Source organism: Pseudobacillus badius (genome assembly GCF_002189605.1).
GTDB lineage: Bacteria > Bacillota > Bacilli > Bacillales > Domibacillaceae > Pseudobacillus > Pseudobacillus badius.
The window spans coordinates 1-16312 of record NZ_MWMM01000003.1; the positions used below are offsets into that span (position 1 = coordinate 1).

Sequence of the window (16312 nt, forward strand, 5' to 3'; positions counted from 1 at the left end):
TAAGGCAAAATTAAAGGGCATGAGCCCGGTTGATTATCGGAATCATGCCCTTGAGGCAGCCTAACATTTGTGTCTAACTTTTTGGGTTCAGATCATTGCCTTCAGGATGTCTTTTTGCGAACTGGTCCCTCTCATAGCTTAAATTCATAATAAAAAAACTTCTCATCTTTCACCCAGCCGTCCGATTCATATAAATGCTGGGCTGATTTATTGTCTACCGCTGTCTGCAATTGCAATCCTTTGGCGCCCGTTTCTTTTGCAAATTGTTTGGCAGCCTGCAGCAGCGCTCTCCCTGCTCCTTTATTGCGGCTGTCCGCTGTGACAAACAAATCGTTTAAAATCCATACTCGCTTCATAGCCACAGAAGAAAACGTTGGATACAACTGAGTGAACCCGATAGATTGGCCGTTTTCAACCGCCATAAAAATGACCGATTCCTCCTTTTCCAGACGCTCACGGATAAAGCTCTCTGCGGCCTCCTTATTAGAAGGCTGCTCGTAAAAAACTCTATATGCATCGAACAGCTCAGCCACACTGCGTACATCTTCCTGTGTTACTTGATAGACGTTCATCTCTATTCCCCCTATGCAATGTCTCTACTACTCAAAGTATATCATTACAACTGGAAATAAAAAGAATTTTCTATCTTTTTAGCTGTTTATCTATCACTTACGCACTTGCATATGCCGCTCAAGTGATTTCATAGTTTAACCAAGCAGCTTTACTCGCACCGACTTTATCATATAAAGCTTGCGCAGCCAGATTATCATGAGCGGTTTCCCAAATCATGTGAGAATAGCCATTCTCCCTCATATAACGGATGCAAGTCTGCAGCAGCTGCTCTCCAATTTTTTGTCCCCTTATTCTCGGCGTCACATATAAATCATAGAGAAAAGCCATTCTCTTTACTTCAAGTGTATTGAAAGTAAAATACAATGTCGCAAAACCGGCAAGGTCCCCTCCGCTCCTGTCCGCTACAAATTGGATGCCTTCGTAAGGATGTTGAATTAAATGCTTAATCAATGTTTCCAATGATTCTTCACTCGGGCGGTCACACTTGTAGAAGTCGACGATGTACTCATACATCAGTTCCATCAATTGCGGAACATCTTTTTCCTCAGCAGGTCGAATATGAAGGGTTTCCATGTCCTATCCATCTCCTTCATTCCTCTTATTTAAAAAAACGAACAGATTGTCAGCAAAACTGTCTTTTCATTTGGCTCACACCTTTGTTACAAACAAAGCTCTCTCTTTAATAAGAAAGCTCAGCCGGCTCCAAGGCTCCCAAAACGCCATATAGAAAGCTTTGAACAGCCTCTATATCCCCTTCTTCAATCCCCAGCCTCTGCGGCCAATAGTCACGATCTTCAATATCCTCTTCGCACATCAATACCATTCGGTGGTTTTGCAGCGAGAGAACGATGCTGTTGCCTAAAAATTGCTTCGTGTTAATAATGGCAAAATCATAACGATGCTCCTCCGTCATCAAGCAAACAAACCGATTGGATTGCAGCTCTGATTCATCCATCAGGAAAGTAATATCCATGGCCATTCCTCCTTTTTTCGTTTTTTTAGCAAACAAATTTATTTGCGCTCATTTCTTTTTGTTGTGGAATATAAAAGCAAGAATTGTGCCATTTTGAAAGCAAAGGCATAGGCCAAGGCGGCCTGGCGCCTGAACACCCTCCAACGTCGGCGCGAGCAAACCATGAACAGTCACGTTTATTCAAAATTGGATGGCTTTACCCTATTTTGAATAAAGAGAAAAACCTTTTATCGTTTTCAGGAGGTTTTCAGGAGGTTTTCAGGATAATCTGCTATTCTAAAAGTAAAAAACATGATTGCAGAGGAGGATGGTCTGATGAATATTTTATTTGCGGAAGATGACGAGCGTTTAGGAAAGCTTATTCACCATTTATTGCAAAAAGAGTTCAGTTGCGCCGACTGGGTCAAGGACGGAAAAACGGCCTGCGATTATGCGCAATTTACGCAGTACGATGTGATCATTCTTGATTGGATGATGCCTAAGATGAGCGGGATTGAAGCGTGCCAGCACCTAAGAAAAAATGGATACAAAGGAGGCATCTTGTTTCTGACTGCCAAGGATTCACTGGAGGATGTGATTGAAGGACTGGATGCCGGCGCCGATGATTATATCGTCAAGCCTTTTAAGTTTGAGGAGCTTGCCGCGAGATTGCGGGCCCTGTCGCGGAGAATCGACAAGCCCTTTGAAGAAGTGCTCTCCTGCGGTAATTTAAAGTTAAATTTAAATACGCGGACAGTGACCCGCGGCGGTGAAATCATTGAGCTGTCCAAAAAGGAGTACGATTTGCTTGAATTATTTATTCGCAATCAGAATTACGTATTAACACGGGAGATTTTGCTTGAAAGAATTTGGGGATTTGATGTGGAGGTAACTGAAAATGCCCTTGATGCCTTAGTGAAGCTGCTCCGAAAAAAGGTGGATCAGCCTGGAGAGCCATCTATCATTAAAAATGTAAGAGGCGTCGGTTATATTTTGAGGAATGCTGATGTTTAATTCCGTCAAGTCCAAGCTGACTTTCCTGTTTACCGGATCATTGCTCGTCATTCTTGTTATTTTCATTTTTACCTTGTATATATTTATTTCAGGAGCCATCAAAAACAATGAGCTACATGAACTTTCACAGTTCTATGGCGAAGAGGAGCATGAGTGGGCAGAGGAGCTGCTTGAGCTCCATCATGAAGATATTGATTTTGAACCGGACCGCAGCACTTTTTATTATCTGTTTGATGAAAATGGCCGGCTAGTCAAAGGGGATGAAACAGTTAAGGGCCTCTCGCTCTATATTACACGCAACAACCTGCAACAGCAGGAGGACGAATATGTGAAAGAGCTGGAATGGGAAAGCGCCCATTTGCTGCTGGTCCGTTACGATCTACAACAGGGCCAGCAAATGATTGGAAGTGTGATCATTGGTATGGATATCACCTCCGAGAAGCATTTAATCCAAAAAATCATTTGGATCCTTATCGCGCTTGCTGTCTTATTCAGCCTCCTGTTTGCTTGGATGGGCTATTTCTTTGCAGGACAAGCCATGCGGCCGATTCAGCAAGCATATCTGACACAGAAAAAGTTTGTCTCGGATGCCTCCCACGAACTGCGGACGCCGCTTAGCGTTTTTTACAGCTCGATCGAAATTCTCGATAAGGAAAAAGAAAACTTAAGCCCTTTCAGCCAAGATGTTTTAGACGATGTCAAAAAAGAAGCGGAATTGATGCATCAGCTGCTCAATGATCTGCTGCTGCTGGCACGCAGTGATCAAGGTCATTTTGAACTTGAACTGAAGGAATTTGATCTTTCTATGCTGTTACAGAATTTGCTCGACAGATTTTCACGTGTGCTCCCTGCCTCCCTGCAGCTGGAAAGCGAGATTGCCGCCGGCCTTCACATAAAAGGCGACTCAGAACGCCTCCAGCAGCTGTTTTATATTTTATTGGATAATGCTTCCCATTACACAGAGACGGGAGTGATTAGCTGTACTGCAAAGAAAGCAGGAGAGAAAATAATCGTAGTGATAAAGGACACAGGCAGCGGCATTTCGCCAGATGATTTGCCTCATATCTTTGACCGCTTTTACCGGGCAGACCCGTCACGTAATCGAAATGGCTCTGGCATCGGCCTTTCCATTGCCAAAATGATTGCAGAAGCCCACGGCGCAAAAATCACCGTAAAAAGCGAGCTCGACAATGGGACTGAATTTACAATTACTTTTGCTTAACATTCACAAAAGCCACAAAAAAAACGCCGTTATGGCGTTTTTTTTGTGGGCTGAAAAAGAGCCTCTGCATACCGAAGCGCAAGCAGCAACGCAACAAGAACCGCGCTTCCTGCATAAACAGAGGCAATGCCGAGCTGTTCTGTGTCCGTACCGATGAACAAACCGTGAAGCATCATAAACACCCAGGCAGGCAGTACAAGTAAATGAACCTTTTTCCAAAGTCCTCTTCCCAGCTTCTTCATAAAGAAATCGGATGTCGCCAGCACAATCAGGAAAAGAAAGAAGGAAAAAATGCCAAAAGCCGAATACACAGGTGCATAGTCATCCATGAAAGGTATAATTATTTCTGCAATTTGATAAGAAACGTACTCATCTTTCCAGAGCATCACCATATGAAACAACATAACTAGAAATCCGATCCAGCCGCTCGTTTGATGAAGTTCAAGCATCAGCGGCTTTTTTTTCTTCAACATCGTCATGCTGCTTAATAAGCCGGCAGAAACGGAAAAAGTCATCAGAAAGAAGGCAAGAAGCCCCGAAAAGCGGATGAAATGCCAAGTAGAAAAAAACTCCAGGCTCATACGCCAACACCTCCTGTTGTCAATCGTCCATCCGGCTGAACAAGCACAAATTGAAAACGGCCGCCAAGCTTCTGCAACTGACCGCCCGCCTGTTCAAGACCGGCCATGAAACAAAGCTTAGCCCCTACCTCAGCATCCAGACATGACTCAGCCAAAACAGTGGATTGGACAATAACCGGCTCAACCGGCTTTCCCGTTCTTCCATCTAACAAATGATGCTTCTTCTCTTCCCCCTGCCACCAGCTGCGGTAGACGAGGTTAGAGGTGGCGATGCTTCCATTTTGAAAGCTGAATGAGCCGATCTCGCGCCCTTCTTGAAATGGGTCCATTACACCGATTCTCCACGTCTTTTCTCCATTTGACCAAGCCTGTATATCCCCTCCGCCATCTACAATTCCAAAGCGGCTCCGTGCATGGATTCGCAGCCATCTGGCTGCCGCTTCCACCGCATAGCCTTTGGCTATTCCTCCAAGATCGATGTTGTGCTTCGTTTTCTTTGTGATGGTGCCGTTACTGTGAAACATCAGCGGCTCTGCTTCCAGTTCTTCGGTCAATGCCTCTCCTTGTTCCTTTGGGGCTGTGACAAAAGGAAAAGACTGTTTATACCCATGAGCCTCCATCTGGTTGAGCATATAAGGAGAAAAACATCCTTCTGTTTTCAACCGATAACTCTCAGCTGTTTTCAACAAATCGTACAAAACAGGAGAGACAGAAACAACGGCTCCCTCTGCAGCTTGATTGAACATCCACAATTCATTGTGCGTGCGAAATCTTGAAAAAGCGCAATCAAAATAGTGAAGCAACGAACGAATAGTTTCTTTCCAATCCGGCTGTTCACTATTGGAAATTGAGACAAAAAACGAACTGTCCATGACTTCCACTTCAAGTGTATTAGTCTCTTTTCGACTTTCTTGACATGCGATCACTTTCCCCATTCCCTTCATTGGCTGCTTGAACCGAAAAGCTGCTCCAATCAAGTTTCAAAAGTTCTTTTTCCCGCTGGCTCATCGTATCATTTGCCTCTGCTGCCAATGTATTTGTATCATTACCCTCTGCTTGAAAATCGTCCAATTGTCCAAGAATAAAAGCGGAGAAGGCAATTCCCGACATACCTACTATCCACTTAGCCTTCGCATTTTTCTTCATCATTTCACCTCATTCATCAAATAGACTGCAGCACGATCGTTTGGCTGCCTTCATTCCAGCTCACCCGGTAACCGAATGTATTAGCTATGACCGAAACTGGCAAGTACACGGACTTCTCGAAAAAATACGCTTCTGAAGGCATAGGTGTCTTTACCATATTTTCATAAGCTGCGTTTGAGCCTGAACGCACGATCAGCTCATCTCTCCCTTTGGACACCTCTAGAATTCTGCTCTGTTTATGATACGTATAATCCGCCTGAAGCAGATTCGCCATCTTTTCCCCTGAGACCAGCAGCTGGCCATTTCGGGGAATCACGTAAAGCTGTTCGCTCTCCTTGTTTAACTGAACAGCGACTTCCTGCGCTTCCTGAAAAGGCAGGCTGCTATCTGCCGCAACACCCGTATCCCGCGTCCACATGTTCCAATAAGAAGACGGACTAGGCGCCTCATATTCATAGCCTTCCTCCTCTTCCCAATCGTCATCATCATCGTCCCATTCATGCTCCTCTACTTTGCCTTCACCATATTCATGCTCATACTCATCATCATCCGCGCTCGCCAACTGTCCTGAAGAAAAACCGAAAAAGAGCACGAACATCATTAAAAGAGATGCCATCCATTTTTTTCGCATGTTATTCCCCCCTTTGCTTACTAATGTACTCTCTATTTCTGAAAACAAAATGAAAGAGAAGGGAAAAAACGCTCTTCAAAAAAAGAAAAGGGGCGCCCATTCCGCTCCCCTTTTCTTCTCCATCCTTTTATAAAATTTTCACATAAAACGTGCGTATCCGCGGTCCATCGAACTCACAAAAATAAATGCCCTGCCAGGTCCCTAACAACAAACGGCCGGCTGCAATAATCACATGCTGCGACGAACCGACTGTACTCGCCTTCATATGTGCAGCTGTATTCCCCTCTGCATGGCGATCCAGCTCATGAGACCATGGATACACCTCGTCAAACCGCCGAAGCATATCCTGCTTTACATCAGGATCAGCATTCTCATTAATCGTCACACCCGCCGTCGTATGAGGACAATACACCACCGCCGCTCCCTCTATGATCGCTTCCTCTGTGACAAACTGCTGCACCTGCTCTGTCACCTCAATCATCTGGTCACGGCTAGTTGTCGTTAACGTGAACTTTTTGAGCATAAGCCCCTTCCTTTCTGATTACATTCTTTCTTTTATCTATCGTATCTCATGTTTTTGAAGGGTTCAAAAATAAAAGTTAAAGCTTCGGATCTTTAGCCGATTCAGTAATTGAAGAAGTTATAAAGGAAAGCAGTGAAAACATGATCATCTATGAACAAATAAAAGCTGTATTGGATTCCAAAATAAATCAATTACTCACGCCATCTGATGTAAAAGCAGCTTTATTTAGGCAATTCCATTCGAATCCTGCAAGCGTTATTTTATCCGACTATTGCTATAACCGGATGAATAACGGAGCGATCTTCAATCATCATTTATTTGAGTACGTCAATAGGGGGATTTATAACTATCTAGGAGAACGCTATCCATACACAGGCTTAATTTTTCACAGACCTAAAGGTTCTAAAGAAGACATAGTTGTTGGAGAATGGAAAAATGGCGTAAAAACAATTTATAAACAGAGCTTCTATGGAGAAGACGGGGTTAAATTCATCAGCAAAGAGCAGATGATCACGCTTTATGAAGAATACAACAAAATGTTGAGATATGAAATGAGTTTATTAAACTGCCAACCTACGGAATTGTGCCACCTGATAGGCAGAATCGGCGAATTCCTATGTGCCATTCATACAAACGGCAATTTATCAAGACATGCTAATCAGCACGGCTTCGATGTGATCAGCAAAGGAAGGCGAATAAGCGTAAAAACGACTGCCCAAACAAACGGGTTTATTACGGTCAACAAAAATACATTTTCGCATTTTGATGATTTCTTTGTCGTGCACTATCTTGATGGTGAATTTAAAGTTGCATATTATGGCCCTAAAGAAGAATTGCTGGACATTGCCAGAACGTACAACAACAAGCTTGAAATCGATCTAAAAAGATTAAAAAACAAACACAGGCTTGTTCGTTGAATTTCCAATAACTTAGTCACCCGCACAAATTTTAATTTTGATGTACAAGGCATTCCACTTCGAGTTTTTAACAAGTCCTACTGGCATCTTTACATTATTCATTTATTAAGCATAGAAATTGTTCGCTTTACCAGGGGGTTGAAAGAGGAAGATAATTTATTTTGCCAAATATTTATTGGTTATTCCTGTGGCTTTACTGGTGATTGGCTTGCCTTTTGCCGTGATTGTCCCGCTGATTTGGCTCAAACGATGGAGCGAAAGCTGATTTAAAGACAGGTATCTGATCCCATTTAATCCGCACATCAAAACCCCCTGCAAAGAACCACTTGACAGGGGGCAGTCTATTTTGGCATTATTCGTCGCCAGTTGACGGCGATTGGCGGTCCGTCCGGCAGCTCTCACAAATATGCAGCCTGCTGGCCTGCCATTGATCTTCACTGCTTTCCAGCGTTTCCTCCTGTCCGCAAACTTCACAGACCTTCATTGTCCATCACCCTTTCTTAAACCATTACACATTGGGTTCTACCTCAAAGCCCAAGTCGGTGATAGCTTGCTGGAAGTCCGTGTAGGAAGCTGCCTCTTCATTGTAGGTGAAGGAGGCTTCGCGGCTGGCCGCATGGACTTCCGTTCTTCTGACTCCCCATACTGATTCCAGAGCTTGAGAGACTTTTTCTGCCTCTTGCTCGGTCAGCTGATTTTTTATTTTAATAACTCCTTTTTGCATGACAGGCACCTCCTTCAATTACTGGGATTCCTTCTTGTCCTGATGGAAAGACTGTCCCATTCCTTGCAAAAACTCCATCATCACTGCCAGGGAAGCGCGGGCTTCGGGAGTGCGCATGCTTTTTCCCAGCTGCCACATGCTGGGCTCCTCATTGTTTTCCAGACTTTTTGAAGCTCTTTGAAGCCCGTGATTTACGCCATCTAGAGTATTCGCCAATTGCTCCGGGTTAATCGCTCCTAAAAACTTCACCGCATTCATTCCATTTTTAATCACGTTGTGCATCCCCGGCTGGTTCATCTGCTGGATAGCAATAGCTCCTACGTCTGTACGCTGCTCAAGCAAGCCTTTTATCATGTTGAGAACGCCCATCTCGTGAAGGTTCTTTACGATGGCGATCATACTGATAATCGCCTCTTGGTTGTCCGCTAATTCTTTCATGATCGCCGCTGCTGCCTGGGACTGTTCCTCCTGCTCATTCGGGAGGCTTCTGCTAATTTGCCTGACTGCCTTCGCCATACTCATCCCCCTTTATTTGGATCATCTCATTAATCGGCGTGAAATCCGGCCGTTTCCACTTTTCCTCCACTCTTACGCTGATCTGGGGAACGCGGTTTCCAAACCGGTGATTCACATGGGGCAGCGGAGATTCTCCGCTTTCTTCGATAACCTCCATCTTGACACTCATCTCTTTATAATTCGGTGTGTGGGTAATTTTATCGTGATAGCTGCTCGTTAAACGATTAACCGCTTCTTGTTCCTCCATGGAATTCATCGTTAAATACAGCTCGTTGCCCCTTACACGGTCTGTGACTATCGCTCTGACTTTCACATGCCCGTAAGGAGAAGTTAACCGCACTAGCGCTCCATCTGAAACACCTCTCTGTTCAGCAAGTTCAGGCGATATTTCCAGCCACGGATGCGGAACTTTATGCGTCAGCCCTTCTGATTTATAGGTCATATTTCCTTCATGGAAGTGCTCCAGCAAGCGGCCGTTGTTCAAATGCAAATCATATTCCTCTCCTGCTTCATAAGGAGGTGTAAAGTCAACCGGATACAATCTTGCCTTGCCATCAGGGAAGGCAAAACGCTCCCGATAAAGAAGAGGTGTATCCGTTCCATCAGCAGCCACCGGCCATACAAGGCTATTCCATCCTTCTAGCCTCTCATAGCTTACCCCGGCAAAAATCGGAGCAAGCCGGGCCGCTTCGTCCATAATTTCGCTTGGATGCTGATAATTCCAGTCAGCTCCCAGCCTTCTAGCCAACTCCTGAAAAATCATCCAGTCTGGTTTAGAGTCGCCCAGCGGCTCCATTACCTTATGAAACCTTTGAATTCTCCGCTCTGTATTCGTAAAGGTTCCTTCCTTCTCAGGGCTTGGTGCAGCCGGGAGAATAACATCGGCATATTGGGCGGTGCGGCTGAAGAAAACATCTTGAACAACAAAAAAGTCCAGCTGCTCAAAGTGCGCTTCTACATGGTTGGAATTAGAATCTACAAGAGCCATTTCTTCTCCAAACAAATACATCGCCTTAATTTGGCCTGTTTGAATTCCTTCCACCATTTGATGATTGTTAAAGCCTGGCTCTGCCGGCAAATCAACGCCCCATGCTTTTTCATAACGTTTTCTTACGCCTTCATCCTGAACAGGCTCATATCCAGGAAACCAGGCCGGCATCGTTCCGAAATCACAAGCTCCCTGCACATTATTATGCCCTCTGAGCGGATAAGCTCCTGTGCCAGGGCGGCCGAAGTTGCCAGTAATCAACAGCAAATTGGCAATCGCTGTACTGGCATCGGTTGCTCCCATATGCTGTGTAATGCCCATTGCCCAAAGAGCGCACACTGATTTTGCTTCATGAATCATGGTAGCTACCTGAATCAGCTGTTCTTTCGCAAGACCGGTCGCCTCCTCGGCATACTCCAGCGTGAATTTCTCCAACGATAGAATATACTCGTCCAAGCCGTTCACCCGATTGTTTAGAAACTCTTGATCTTCCCAGCCTTGGTCCAATATATATTTTGTGACGGCAGAGATCCAAATAAGATCGGTGCTTGGCTTCGGACGGAAAAACAGATTTGCCCTTTGCGCCAGTTCGTTTTCCCTTAAATCCGCCACAATCAGCTTTTGCCCATTTAATTTGTGAGCCCTTTTCACTCTCGTGGCCAATACCGGATGCGACTCTGCCGCATTCGCTCCGATTACAAGGATCAATTCTGATTGCTCAATGTCTTGTATCGTTCCGGAATCTCCGCCGATACCCACTGTTCTCATCAGTCCCGCAGTAGCCGGAGACTGGCAATATCGTGAACAGTTATCCACATTGTTGGTGCCCATAACGGCACGTGCCAGTTTCTGGAATAAAAAGTTTTCTTCGTTTGTACATTTGGAGGAAGCGATATAGCCAATGGAATCAGCCCCATGCTGCTCCTTAATGGCGGTCAATTGACTGGCGATTAAGTCGAGCGCTTCCTCCCATGTCGCTTCGACAAATTCATCCTCCCGCCGGATTAAAGGCTTTGTCAGCCGCTCCTCGCTGTTGACAAAATCCCAGCCCCACTTTCCTTTTACACAAGTTGAGATACCGTTGACAGGCGCCTCAGCGGAAGGTTCAATTTTTAAAATCTGCCGGTCCTTTGTCCACATTTCAAAGCTGCAGCCGACCCCGCAATATGTACAAACCGTTTTCGTCCGCTTAATGCGTGATTTCCTCATGGCCGCCTCTACCTCGGATATCGCAAAGATCTCTTTATAGCCAGGCTCTACTTCTTTAGTTAAGTCGATCATCGGCTCCAGGATTTTCGGGGGAATCGCCGTCAAATACCCAGCTTCGCCGAGCATGGATTTTTCCATTAATGCATTGCATGGACAAACAGTTACACAATGCCCGCATGATACACACGAGGATTCATCAATCGGAACATCATTATCCCAAATCACCCTGGGAGCGTTCCGGCTCCAATCGATAGTGAGCGTTTCGTTGACCTGCAAGTCCTGGCAAGCCTCGACACACCTTCCGCACAAAATACACTGGTCAGGCTCGTATCGGTAAAAAGGATGCGAATGATCCGGGGGATAAGGCTTCGCTTCAAATTCATACTTTTGATGTTCAATCTCTAAATACTCGGCCGTATTGTGAACTGTGCAATTCCCGTTATTATTATCACAAACCGTACAATAGAGCTCATGGTTTTTCAGTATGCGCGACATCGCTTCATATTGAGCTTCCCGCACTGGCTTTGACAGGGTATCCACCTGCATGCCTGGTTCCGCTTTTACAGAACAGGCCCGCACCATCTCTCCCCCTACCTGCACAAAGCACGTATCACACGTTTGAATGGTTCCCAGGTTCGGATGGTAGCAAATACTAGGGATGAAATAGTTTCCTGACTGAGCGGCTTGTAAGATTGTTTGCCCAGGTGTAGCTGTAAACTCCTTATCATTGATGCGAATGGAGAATGAAGATCCTGACATTTTTATTCCTCCTTGCTTTCAAAACTGCTGTCTGGCACAAGCTCCTGCCGATAAGCTGTCCAATAAAACACGGAAACAAATAAAGTTCCTCCTATAGCATTCCCAATAAATACAAGAATAAAATTGCGAAAATAGTCCATCCAATTAAAGTGCCCTTCAAAGATAGCAGCCGGTATAATAAACATATTGGCGACCACATGTTGAAAACCAATGGCGACAAATGCCATGATAGGAAACCAAATCGCCAATATCTTTCCGCCGATGCCGTCCGCTCCATACGCCATCCAAACAGCCATCCCGACGAGCCAGTTGCAGCCGATCGCCGAAAATAAAACTGCCAGCGGCTCAGATTCCAATTTCGCTGCCGCTGTGGAGACGGTTTTTTCTAAATATGGCCCAGATGCCGTCAATTCAGCTATATGGCCGAAAAAATAAGCAACGAAGAGGGCTCCTATGAAATTGCTTATTGTAATCCAGAACCAATTCTTTATCAGCTGTGCTGCCGTGATACGCTTGGCAAGACAAGCCATCGAAACAGCCATCATGTTGCCTGTTAATAGCTCTCCTCCGGCAATGATAATCAGCATAAGCCCCACCGGAAACACCGCAGCTCCTAAAAAGGCCGAGAAAGAGCCCCACTCATGAGGCAGACTGGCAATCACCCGTATATCCGCGAGATAACCAATGGAGATAAATGCCCCTCCTAAAAACCCTAACAACAGGACACTTAGAAACGGCAAGTGTACTTTTTTTGTTCCGGCTTCTATTGCCAGACGCGCAATATGCTGAGGATTGTGATAAGCCACCTCCCTCCTCCTTTCTTTTGCTTTTTTGGTATAGTATCTCCTGCAATCGAAACTTCATGAATAAATCAAGGGTGATTTCTTTGGTATATAACAAAAGAACACAGGTTATCTTTTTACATAGGAATCTTTTTCAGAAGCCAAGGAATAAGGAGGACATACATCATGGAAAAAGAGCTGTTATTTGAGAGAATAAAGGGGATGATCCTATCTTCCTCCAAGAAGCCAAAATATATGTCTATCTCCACAGTAAAGGTTGCTGACATTCTAGGTGTAAGACCGAACGATGCCGAGGAAGAATTGCAAAGACTTGTTCACGAGGGCAAGCTTATTAAATCAAAGCTGGAAGAAGCGCCGCATAGCGAGGTTTATTCTTTGCCTTAAGCTTGCCGGGACCCGAATAAAAAGGCTGTCGTGATACAGCCTTTTTTTCGAGCTCCTTGTTCATAAAGAAGCTTCTAAGATTAAAATCTGATAAATCCAATTGTTTGACAGCGGCTTTTTTATCGTTTTAAACTAATAAAGTCAATAAGCTTACTTTTTATTTATCTTATCGATATAACGAATGGTTTAGATGGAGGGTTTTGTATGTCAAAGGTTTTATTTATTAAAGCAAATCCGCGCCCGATTGATCAGTCGGTCAGCGTAAAGCTGTATCATGCTTTTGTAGACAGCTACAAGGAAACACATCCTCATGATGAAATAACCGAGCTTGATTTATTTCAAGAAGAGCTGCCTTATTACGGCACGGAGATGATTAACGGCATGTTCAAGACTGCGCGCGGCTTAGAGCTGACAGCAGAGGAACAAGCAGCCACAGCGACAGTGAATAAATATTTAAACCAATTTCTTGAGGCAGATAAAGTAATGATCGCCTTCCCGCTCTGGAACTTCACGGTTCCGGCAGCCCTGCACACGTATTTAGATTATTTGTCACAGGCTGGAAAAACATTTAAATACACGCCAGAGGGTCCTGTCGGCTTGCTTACTGATAAAAAAGTGGCACTTCTGCAAGCACGCGGCGGCATTTATTCTGAAGGGCCGGCCAAGGCAACAGAAATGTCTTTGAATTATGTAAGAAACATGCTTAGCTTCTGGGGAATCACAGATATGACAACGGTGGTTGTTGAAGGCCACAACCAATTCCCTGACAGAGCAGAAGAAATAATTGAAGAAGGAATGAAACAAGCGGCAACGGCGGCTGCTTCCTTTTAATCAAAACAAAGAGGATGACCTGAGGTCATCCTCTTTCTCTTTCCGAAACACGCCGCAAAGAAGATCCAGTATTTATCCTCCTGCTGCAGGACCGGGAGCCGCAGCCGTTCTTCTTCCCAGCTCCTGGTCTAAGATCAATAAAGCGGCTGGATTGTTTTGCGCAAGCTTTAACCGGTCGACAATCGTTTGTGCTTGCGCTTCCTCATCTACCTGCTCTCTTAAAAACTCTTGGAAAAGGACGGCTGTTTGCTGATCATGCTGAGCTGCGTAGTTATAAGCCTGACGATAAGAATTTGTAACAAATCGTTCATGCTCCAGCACCTTTTGAAACGTCTCCAGCGGCGTGCCGAATGCAGCCGGCTGAGCCGGAAGCGCTTGAATTTCCACTTGTCCGCCGCGGTCGGTTACATAATCGATTAACTTCAGCATATGCGTCCTTTCCTCTTCAGCCTGCAGTCTCAGCCACCTGGCCATCCCCGTATAATTGCGGCTGGCCATGTAAGCAGACATAGCTAAATATAAGGTAGTGGAAACATGCTCGACTTGAATTAAATTGTTGAGCAGCTTTTGAATTTGTTCATTAAGCATAGCGATCCTCCCTCAGTAAGTCCTGCTTCTCCTCATGCACGCTTGCGGACGGTAAAGTTATCCTGAAGCAGCAGCCAATTTTGCGGAAAGGCAAGGCCGAGCTTCCAATACATCATTCCCCTCAGTCCAAATTGCTTAATTAAATCGAACTTCGCCTGAATGCTGCGGGCATCCTCAAACCATACTTCATGCTGCAGGCCGGCAGCATCAATATAGCGGAAGAATGGAGCCTGTGCCTCATTATCATATTGAATTTCCGCATTTTCCCTTAAAGCGATGGCAATCGCCTGTTGCGGGCTGACCGCTCTTGCCGGAGGACCTCCTGCCGGCGGGTAAGGCGCGGTCCAATCATAGCCGTATAAATTTTGGCCAAGCAAAATTTTATCGCGCGGAATTACACTTACCGCATAGCGCACTACATTGCGGACCGGTCCGATCGGGCTGACTGCTTGCGGCTCGCTATATGTGTATCCCCATTCATAAGTCATCAGCGCAGTAAGATCAACAATGCTGCCGATTGCCGCATAATCGTGCGCGCCGTAAATGCCTGTCGTCACATCGCTCGCTTTAGGAGCAATGGCGTTCGACAGCATCAATCCAGCTGCATGAAACCGGTCCCTGGCTCTCCGCAAAAATGTATTGTATAACTCCCGGTCTTCAGGCAGCAGCAGCTCAAAGTCAAAATGAATATCTCCGTAGCCCACTTCATTGGCGACTTGGATAATGTTTCCGAACAACTGGTTCTGGGCCGCATCATTTGTAAAAATGGCATGAGCCAAATCAGGGCTGAAACGATATTCTTCAAGGTTGCTGACAACCATGGCATTAACGGTTCCAGCCGCACTGGCGATCGCCGGGATGCCATCAATCGACGGTGCAATCAAAGAGCCGTCACGGTTCATCTGGTAGCTGAACATAGCAAGATACGTTAAAGAGCCGACACGGTTACGCACCTCATTAATCATTGCCTGACTGACTGTTGCCTGCGGCTCCACGTAGAGCAGCGCATCAATGGTCGGCTTTGGCCGCGGAGGAATATACAGGCGCTGGCCGATTCGGAGAAAAGACGAAGCAGGAAGATTATTAATGCGGGCAAGTTCATTGACGGACAGGCCATATATCCTTGCAATAGAGGAAAGGGATTGTCCCCGTTGCACCCAATGATAGCTTCCCGTAATGGGAATGACTAATGCCTGACCTACGACCAGCCGCGAAGGATCAGGCAATTCATTCGCCTGTGCAATCGATTGCACGGAAGTTCCATAAATAGCAGCGATACTGTATAAGCTTTGCCCTCGCCGGACAACATGAATTTGCAAAATAAACACCCGCCTTTCTAAGTGAAAGCTCGCTTCATAATCAAGTATATTTTTCGTACAGGCCTAGTATTCAGTGAAAATTCTTATTTGCGGACTAGATAGCAGCCAAATGCCGGGCAAATGACTTATAATAACGGCATAAACATTGGAAAGGAGTGCACAAAATGGATTCATTTATGAAACGAGCCGTGGAGCTGGCGGCGGAGAATGTCAAAAATGGCGGGCAGCCGTTCGGAGCTGTGCTTGTAAAAGATAGCCGGATCATCGCTGAAGGAGTCAATGAGCTTCATAAAAAGCATGACATAAGCGCGCATGCGGAAATGCTCGCCATTCGGAGGGCACAGGAAAAATTGGCAACGAACAATTTAGCCGGGTATGCCATGTATGCGAGCGGAGAGCCTTGCCCAATGTGCTTCGCTGCCATGTACTTTGCCGGAATTACAGACGCTTTTTATTGCGTGCCTGTTGAAGAAGCCGCTGATGCTGGACTGGCAACATCCGGACTGATTTATAAAGACTTGAAAAAATCAAAAGAAGAGCGAACCCTTTCTATGGTCCATATGCCTTTAGATCAAGATCAGGAAAATCCGCTGATCCTTTGGAAAAAATGGACAAAAGAAAAAAGCTAGCCC

The 16312-nt window shown here is 45.4% G+C and carries 22 protein-coding genes; 7 read left to right on the forward strand and 15 right to left on the reverse strand.

Annotated elements, in window-relative coordinates; genetic code table 11:
• Nucleotides 1-131 precede the first annotated feature (131 nt).
• From B1A98_RS06230 to B1A98_RS06240, 3 genes are all read right to left on the reverse strand, one after another.
• Entirely contained in the window at nucleotides 132-572 is a 441-nt protein-coding gene (locus B1A98_RS06230; RefSeq protein ID WP_063384846.1) for a GNAT family N-acetyltransferase, read from the reverse strand.
• Nucleotides 573-690: 118 nt separating this feature from the next.
• On the reverse strand, nucleotides 691-1146 hold the full coding sequence (locus tag B1A98_RS06235) for a GNAT family N-acetyltransferase (protein ID WP_063384845.1): 456 nt from the start codon (nucleotides 1144-1146) through the stop codon (nucleotides 691-693).
• A gap of 106 nt (nucleotides 1147-1252) precedes the next feature.
• Nucleotides 1253-1546 carry an SAV0927 family protein gene (locus B1A98_RS06240; RefSeq protein ID WP_063384844.1) on the reverse strand — a complete coding sequence of 98 codons (294 nt, stop codon included), beginning with the start codon at nucleotides 1544-1546 and terminating at the stop codon, nucleotides 1253-1255.
• Between the two features lie 315 nt (nucleotides 1547-1861).
• Here B1A98_RS06240 and B1A98_RS06245 point away from each other — a divergent pair, with 315 nt between their 5' ends.
• Complete coding sequence (locus tag B1A98_RS06245; protein WP_063384843.1) at nucleotides 1862-2539, forward strand: response regulator transcription factor; 678 nt, start codon at nucleotides 1862-1864, stop codon at nucleotides 2537-2539.
• A complete protein-coding gene (locus B1A98_RS06250; protein WP_063384885.1) occupies nucleotides 2532-3761 on the forward strand; it encodes a sensor histidine kinase in 1230 nt (409 codons plus the stop codon). The genes B1A98_RS06245 and B1A98_RS06250 overlap by 8 nt, the downstream gene beginning before the upstream one ends.
• A gap of 29 nt (nucleotides 3762-3790) precedes the next feature.
• On the opposite strand, the gene B1A98_RS06255 is transcribed toward B1A98_RS06250, so the two are convergent.
• From B1A98_RS06255 to B1A98_RS06275, 5 genes are all read right to left on the reverse strand, one after another.
• Complete coding sequence (locus B1A98_RS06255) at nucleotides 3791-4342, reverse strand: ferric reductase-like transmembrane domain-containing protein (protein WP_063384842.1); 552 nt, start codon at nucleotides 4340-4342, stop codon at nucleotides 3791-3793.
• On the reverse strand, nucleotides 4339-5268 hold the full coding sequence (locus B1A98_RS06260) for an FAD:protein FMN transferase (protein WP_158286017.1): 930 nt from the start codon (nucleotides 5266-5268) through the stop codon (nucleotides 4339-4341). Before B1A98_RS06260 ends, B1A98_RS06255 begins: the two co-directional genes overlap by 4 nt.
• Complete coding sequence (locus B1A98_RS06265) at nucleotides 5234-5491, reverse strand: hypothetical protein (RefSeq protein WP_125474354.1); 258 nt, start codon at nucleotides 5489-5491, stop codon at nucleotides 5234-5236. The genes B1A98_RS06260 and B1A98_RS06265 overlap by 35 nt, the downstream gene beginning before the upstream one ends.
• Nucleotides 5492-5504: 13 nt before the next feature.
• Nucleotides 5505-6119, reverse strand: coding sequence for a copper amine oxidase N-terminal domain-containing protein (locus B1A98_RS06270; RefSeq protein ID WP_063384839.1), 615 nt, complete (start codon nucleotides 6117-6119; stop codon nucleotides 5505-5507).
• Between the two features lie 127 nt (nucleotides 6120-6246).
• Entirely contained in the window at nucleotides 6247-6642 is a 396-nt protein-coding gene (locus B1A98_RS06275) for a secondary thiamine-phosphate synthase enzyme YjbQ (protein WP_063384838.1), read from the reverse strand.
• A gap of 140 nt (nucleotides 6643-6782) precedes the next feature.
• Between B1A98_RS06275 and B1A98_RS06280 the strand changes: the two genes are divergently transcribed.
• The gene (locus B1A98_RS06280; protein ID WP_063384837.1) at nucleotides 6783-7559 is read left to right on the forward strand and encodes a DUF7225 domain-containing protein; all 777 of its coding nucleotides are present in this window, start codon (nucleotides 6783-6785) and stop codon (nucleotides 7557-7559) included.
• Nucleotides 7560-7697: 138 nt separating this feature from the next.
• Entirely contained in the window at nucleotides 7698-7829 is a 132-nt protein-coding gene (locus B1A98_RS20880; RefSeq protein ID WP_256682624.1) for a hypothetical protein, read from the forward strand.
• 82 nt (nucleotides 7830-7911) lie between these two features.
• On the opposite strand, the gene B1A98_RS20885 is transcribed toward B1A98_RS20880, so the two are convergent.
• Genes B1A98_RS20885 through B1A98_RS06300 form a run of 5 tightly spaced genes read right to left on the reverse strand, consistent with a single transcriptional unit; the run spans nucleotide 7912 to nucleotide 12561 of the window.
• Nucleotides 7912-8043, reverse strand: coding sequence for a hypothetical protein (locus B1A98_RS20885; protein WP_256682625.1), 132 nt, complete (start codon nucleotides 8041-8043; stop codon nucleotides 7912-7914).
• A 24-nt stretch (nucleotides 8044-8067) separates the two neighbouring features.
• Nucleotides 8068-8283 (reverse strand): heavy-metal-associated domain-containing protein, encoded by a 216-nt coding sequence (locus tag B1A98_RS06285; RefSeq protein ID WP_063384836.1) that lies wholly within the window; start codon nucleotides 8281-8283, stop codon nucleotides 8068-8070.
• 18 nt (nucleotides 8284-8301) lie between these two features.
• Entirely contained in the window at nucleotides 8302-8799 is a 498-nt protein-coding gene (locus B1A98_RS06290; RefSeq protein ID WP_063384835.1) for a helical membrane plugin domain-containing protein, read from the reverse strand.
• The gene (gene fdhF / locus B1A98_RS06295) at nucleotides 8774-11755 is read right to left on the reverse strand and encodes a formate dehydrogenase subunit alpha (RefSeq protein ID WP_063384834.1); all 2982 of its coding nucleotides are present in this window, start codon (nucleotides 11753-11755) and stop codon (nucleotides 8774-8776) included. The genes B1A98_RS06290 and fdhF overlap by 26 nt, the downstream gene beginning before the upstream one ends.
• A gap of 2 nt (nucleotides 11756-11757) precedes the next feature.
• A complete protein-coding gene (locus tag B1A98_RS06300; RefSeq protein ID WP_063384833.1) occupies nucleotides 11758-12561 on the reverse strand; it encodes a formate/nitrite transporter family protein in 804 nt (267 codons plus the stop codon).
• 162 nt (nucleotides 12562-12723) lie between these two features.
• Between B1A98_RS06300 and B1A98_RS06305 the strand changes: the two genes are divergently transcribed.
• A complete protein-coding gene (locus B1A98_RS06305) occupies nucleotides 12724-12942 on the forward strand; it encodes a hypothetical protein (RefSeq protein WP_063384832.1) in 219 nt (72 codons plus the stop codon).
• Between the two features lie 204 nt (nucleotides 12943-13146).
• Complete coding sequence (locus tag B1A98_RS06310; RefSeq protein ID WP_041094649.1) at nucleotides 13147-13773, forward strand: FMN-dependent NADH-azoreductase; 627 nt, start codon at nucleotides 13147-13149, stop codon at nucleotides 13771-13773.
• Nucleotides 13774-13845: 72 nt separating this feature from the next.
• On the opposite strand, the gene B1A98_RS06315 is transcribed toward B1A98_RS06310, so the two are convergent.
• Entirely contained in the window at nucleotides 13846-14361 is a 516-nt protein-coding gene (locus B1A98_RS06315; RefSeq protein WP_041094651.1) for a ferritin, read from the reverse strand.
• Nucleotides 14362-14393: 32 nt separating this feature from the next.
• Nucleotides 14394-15680 carry a glycoside hydrolase family 18 protein gene (locus tag B1A98_RS06320; protein WP_063384831.1) on the reverse strand — a complete coding sequence of 429 codons (1287 nt, stop codon included), beginning with the start codon at nucleotides 15678-15680 and terminating at the stop codon, nucleotides 14394-14396.
• Between the two features lie 164 nt (nucleotides 15681-15844).
• On the opposite strand from B1A98_RS06320, the gene B1A98_RS06325 reads away from it, so the two are divergent.
• Nucleotides 15845-16309, forward strand: a complete 465-nt coding sequence (locus B1A98_RS06325; protein WP_063384830.1) for a nucleoside deaminase — start codon at nucleotides 15845-15847, stop codon at nucleotides 16307-16309.
• Nucleotides 16310-16312 lie beyond the last annotated feature (3 nt).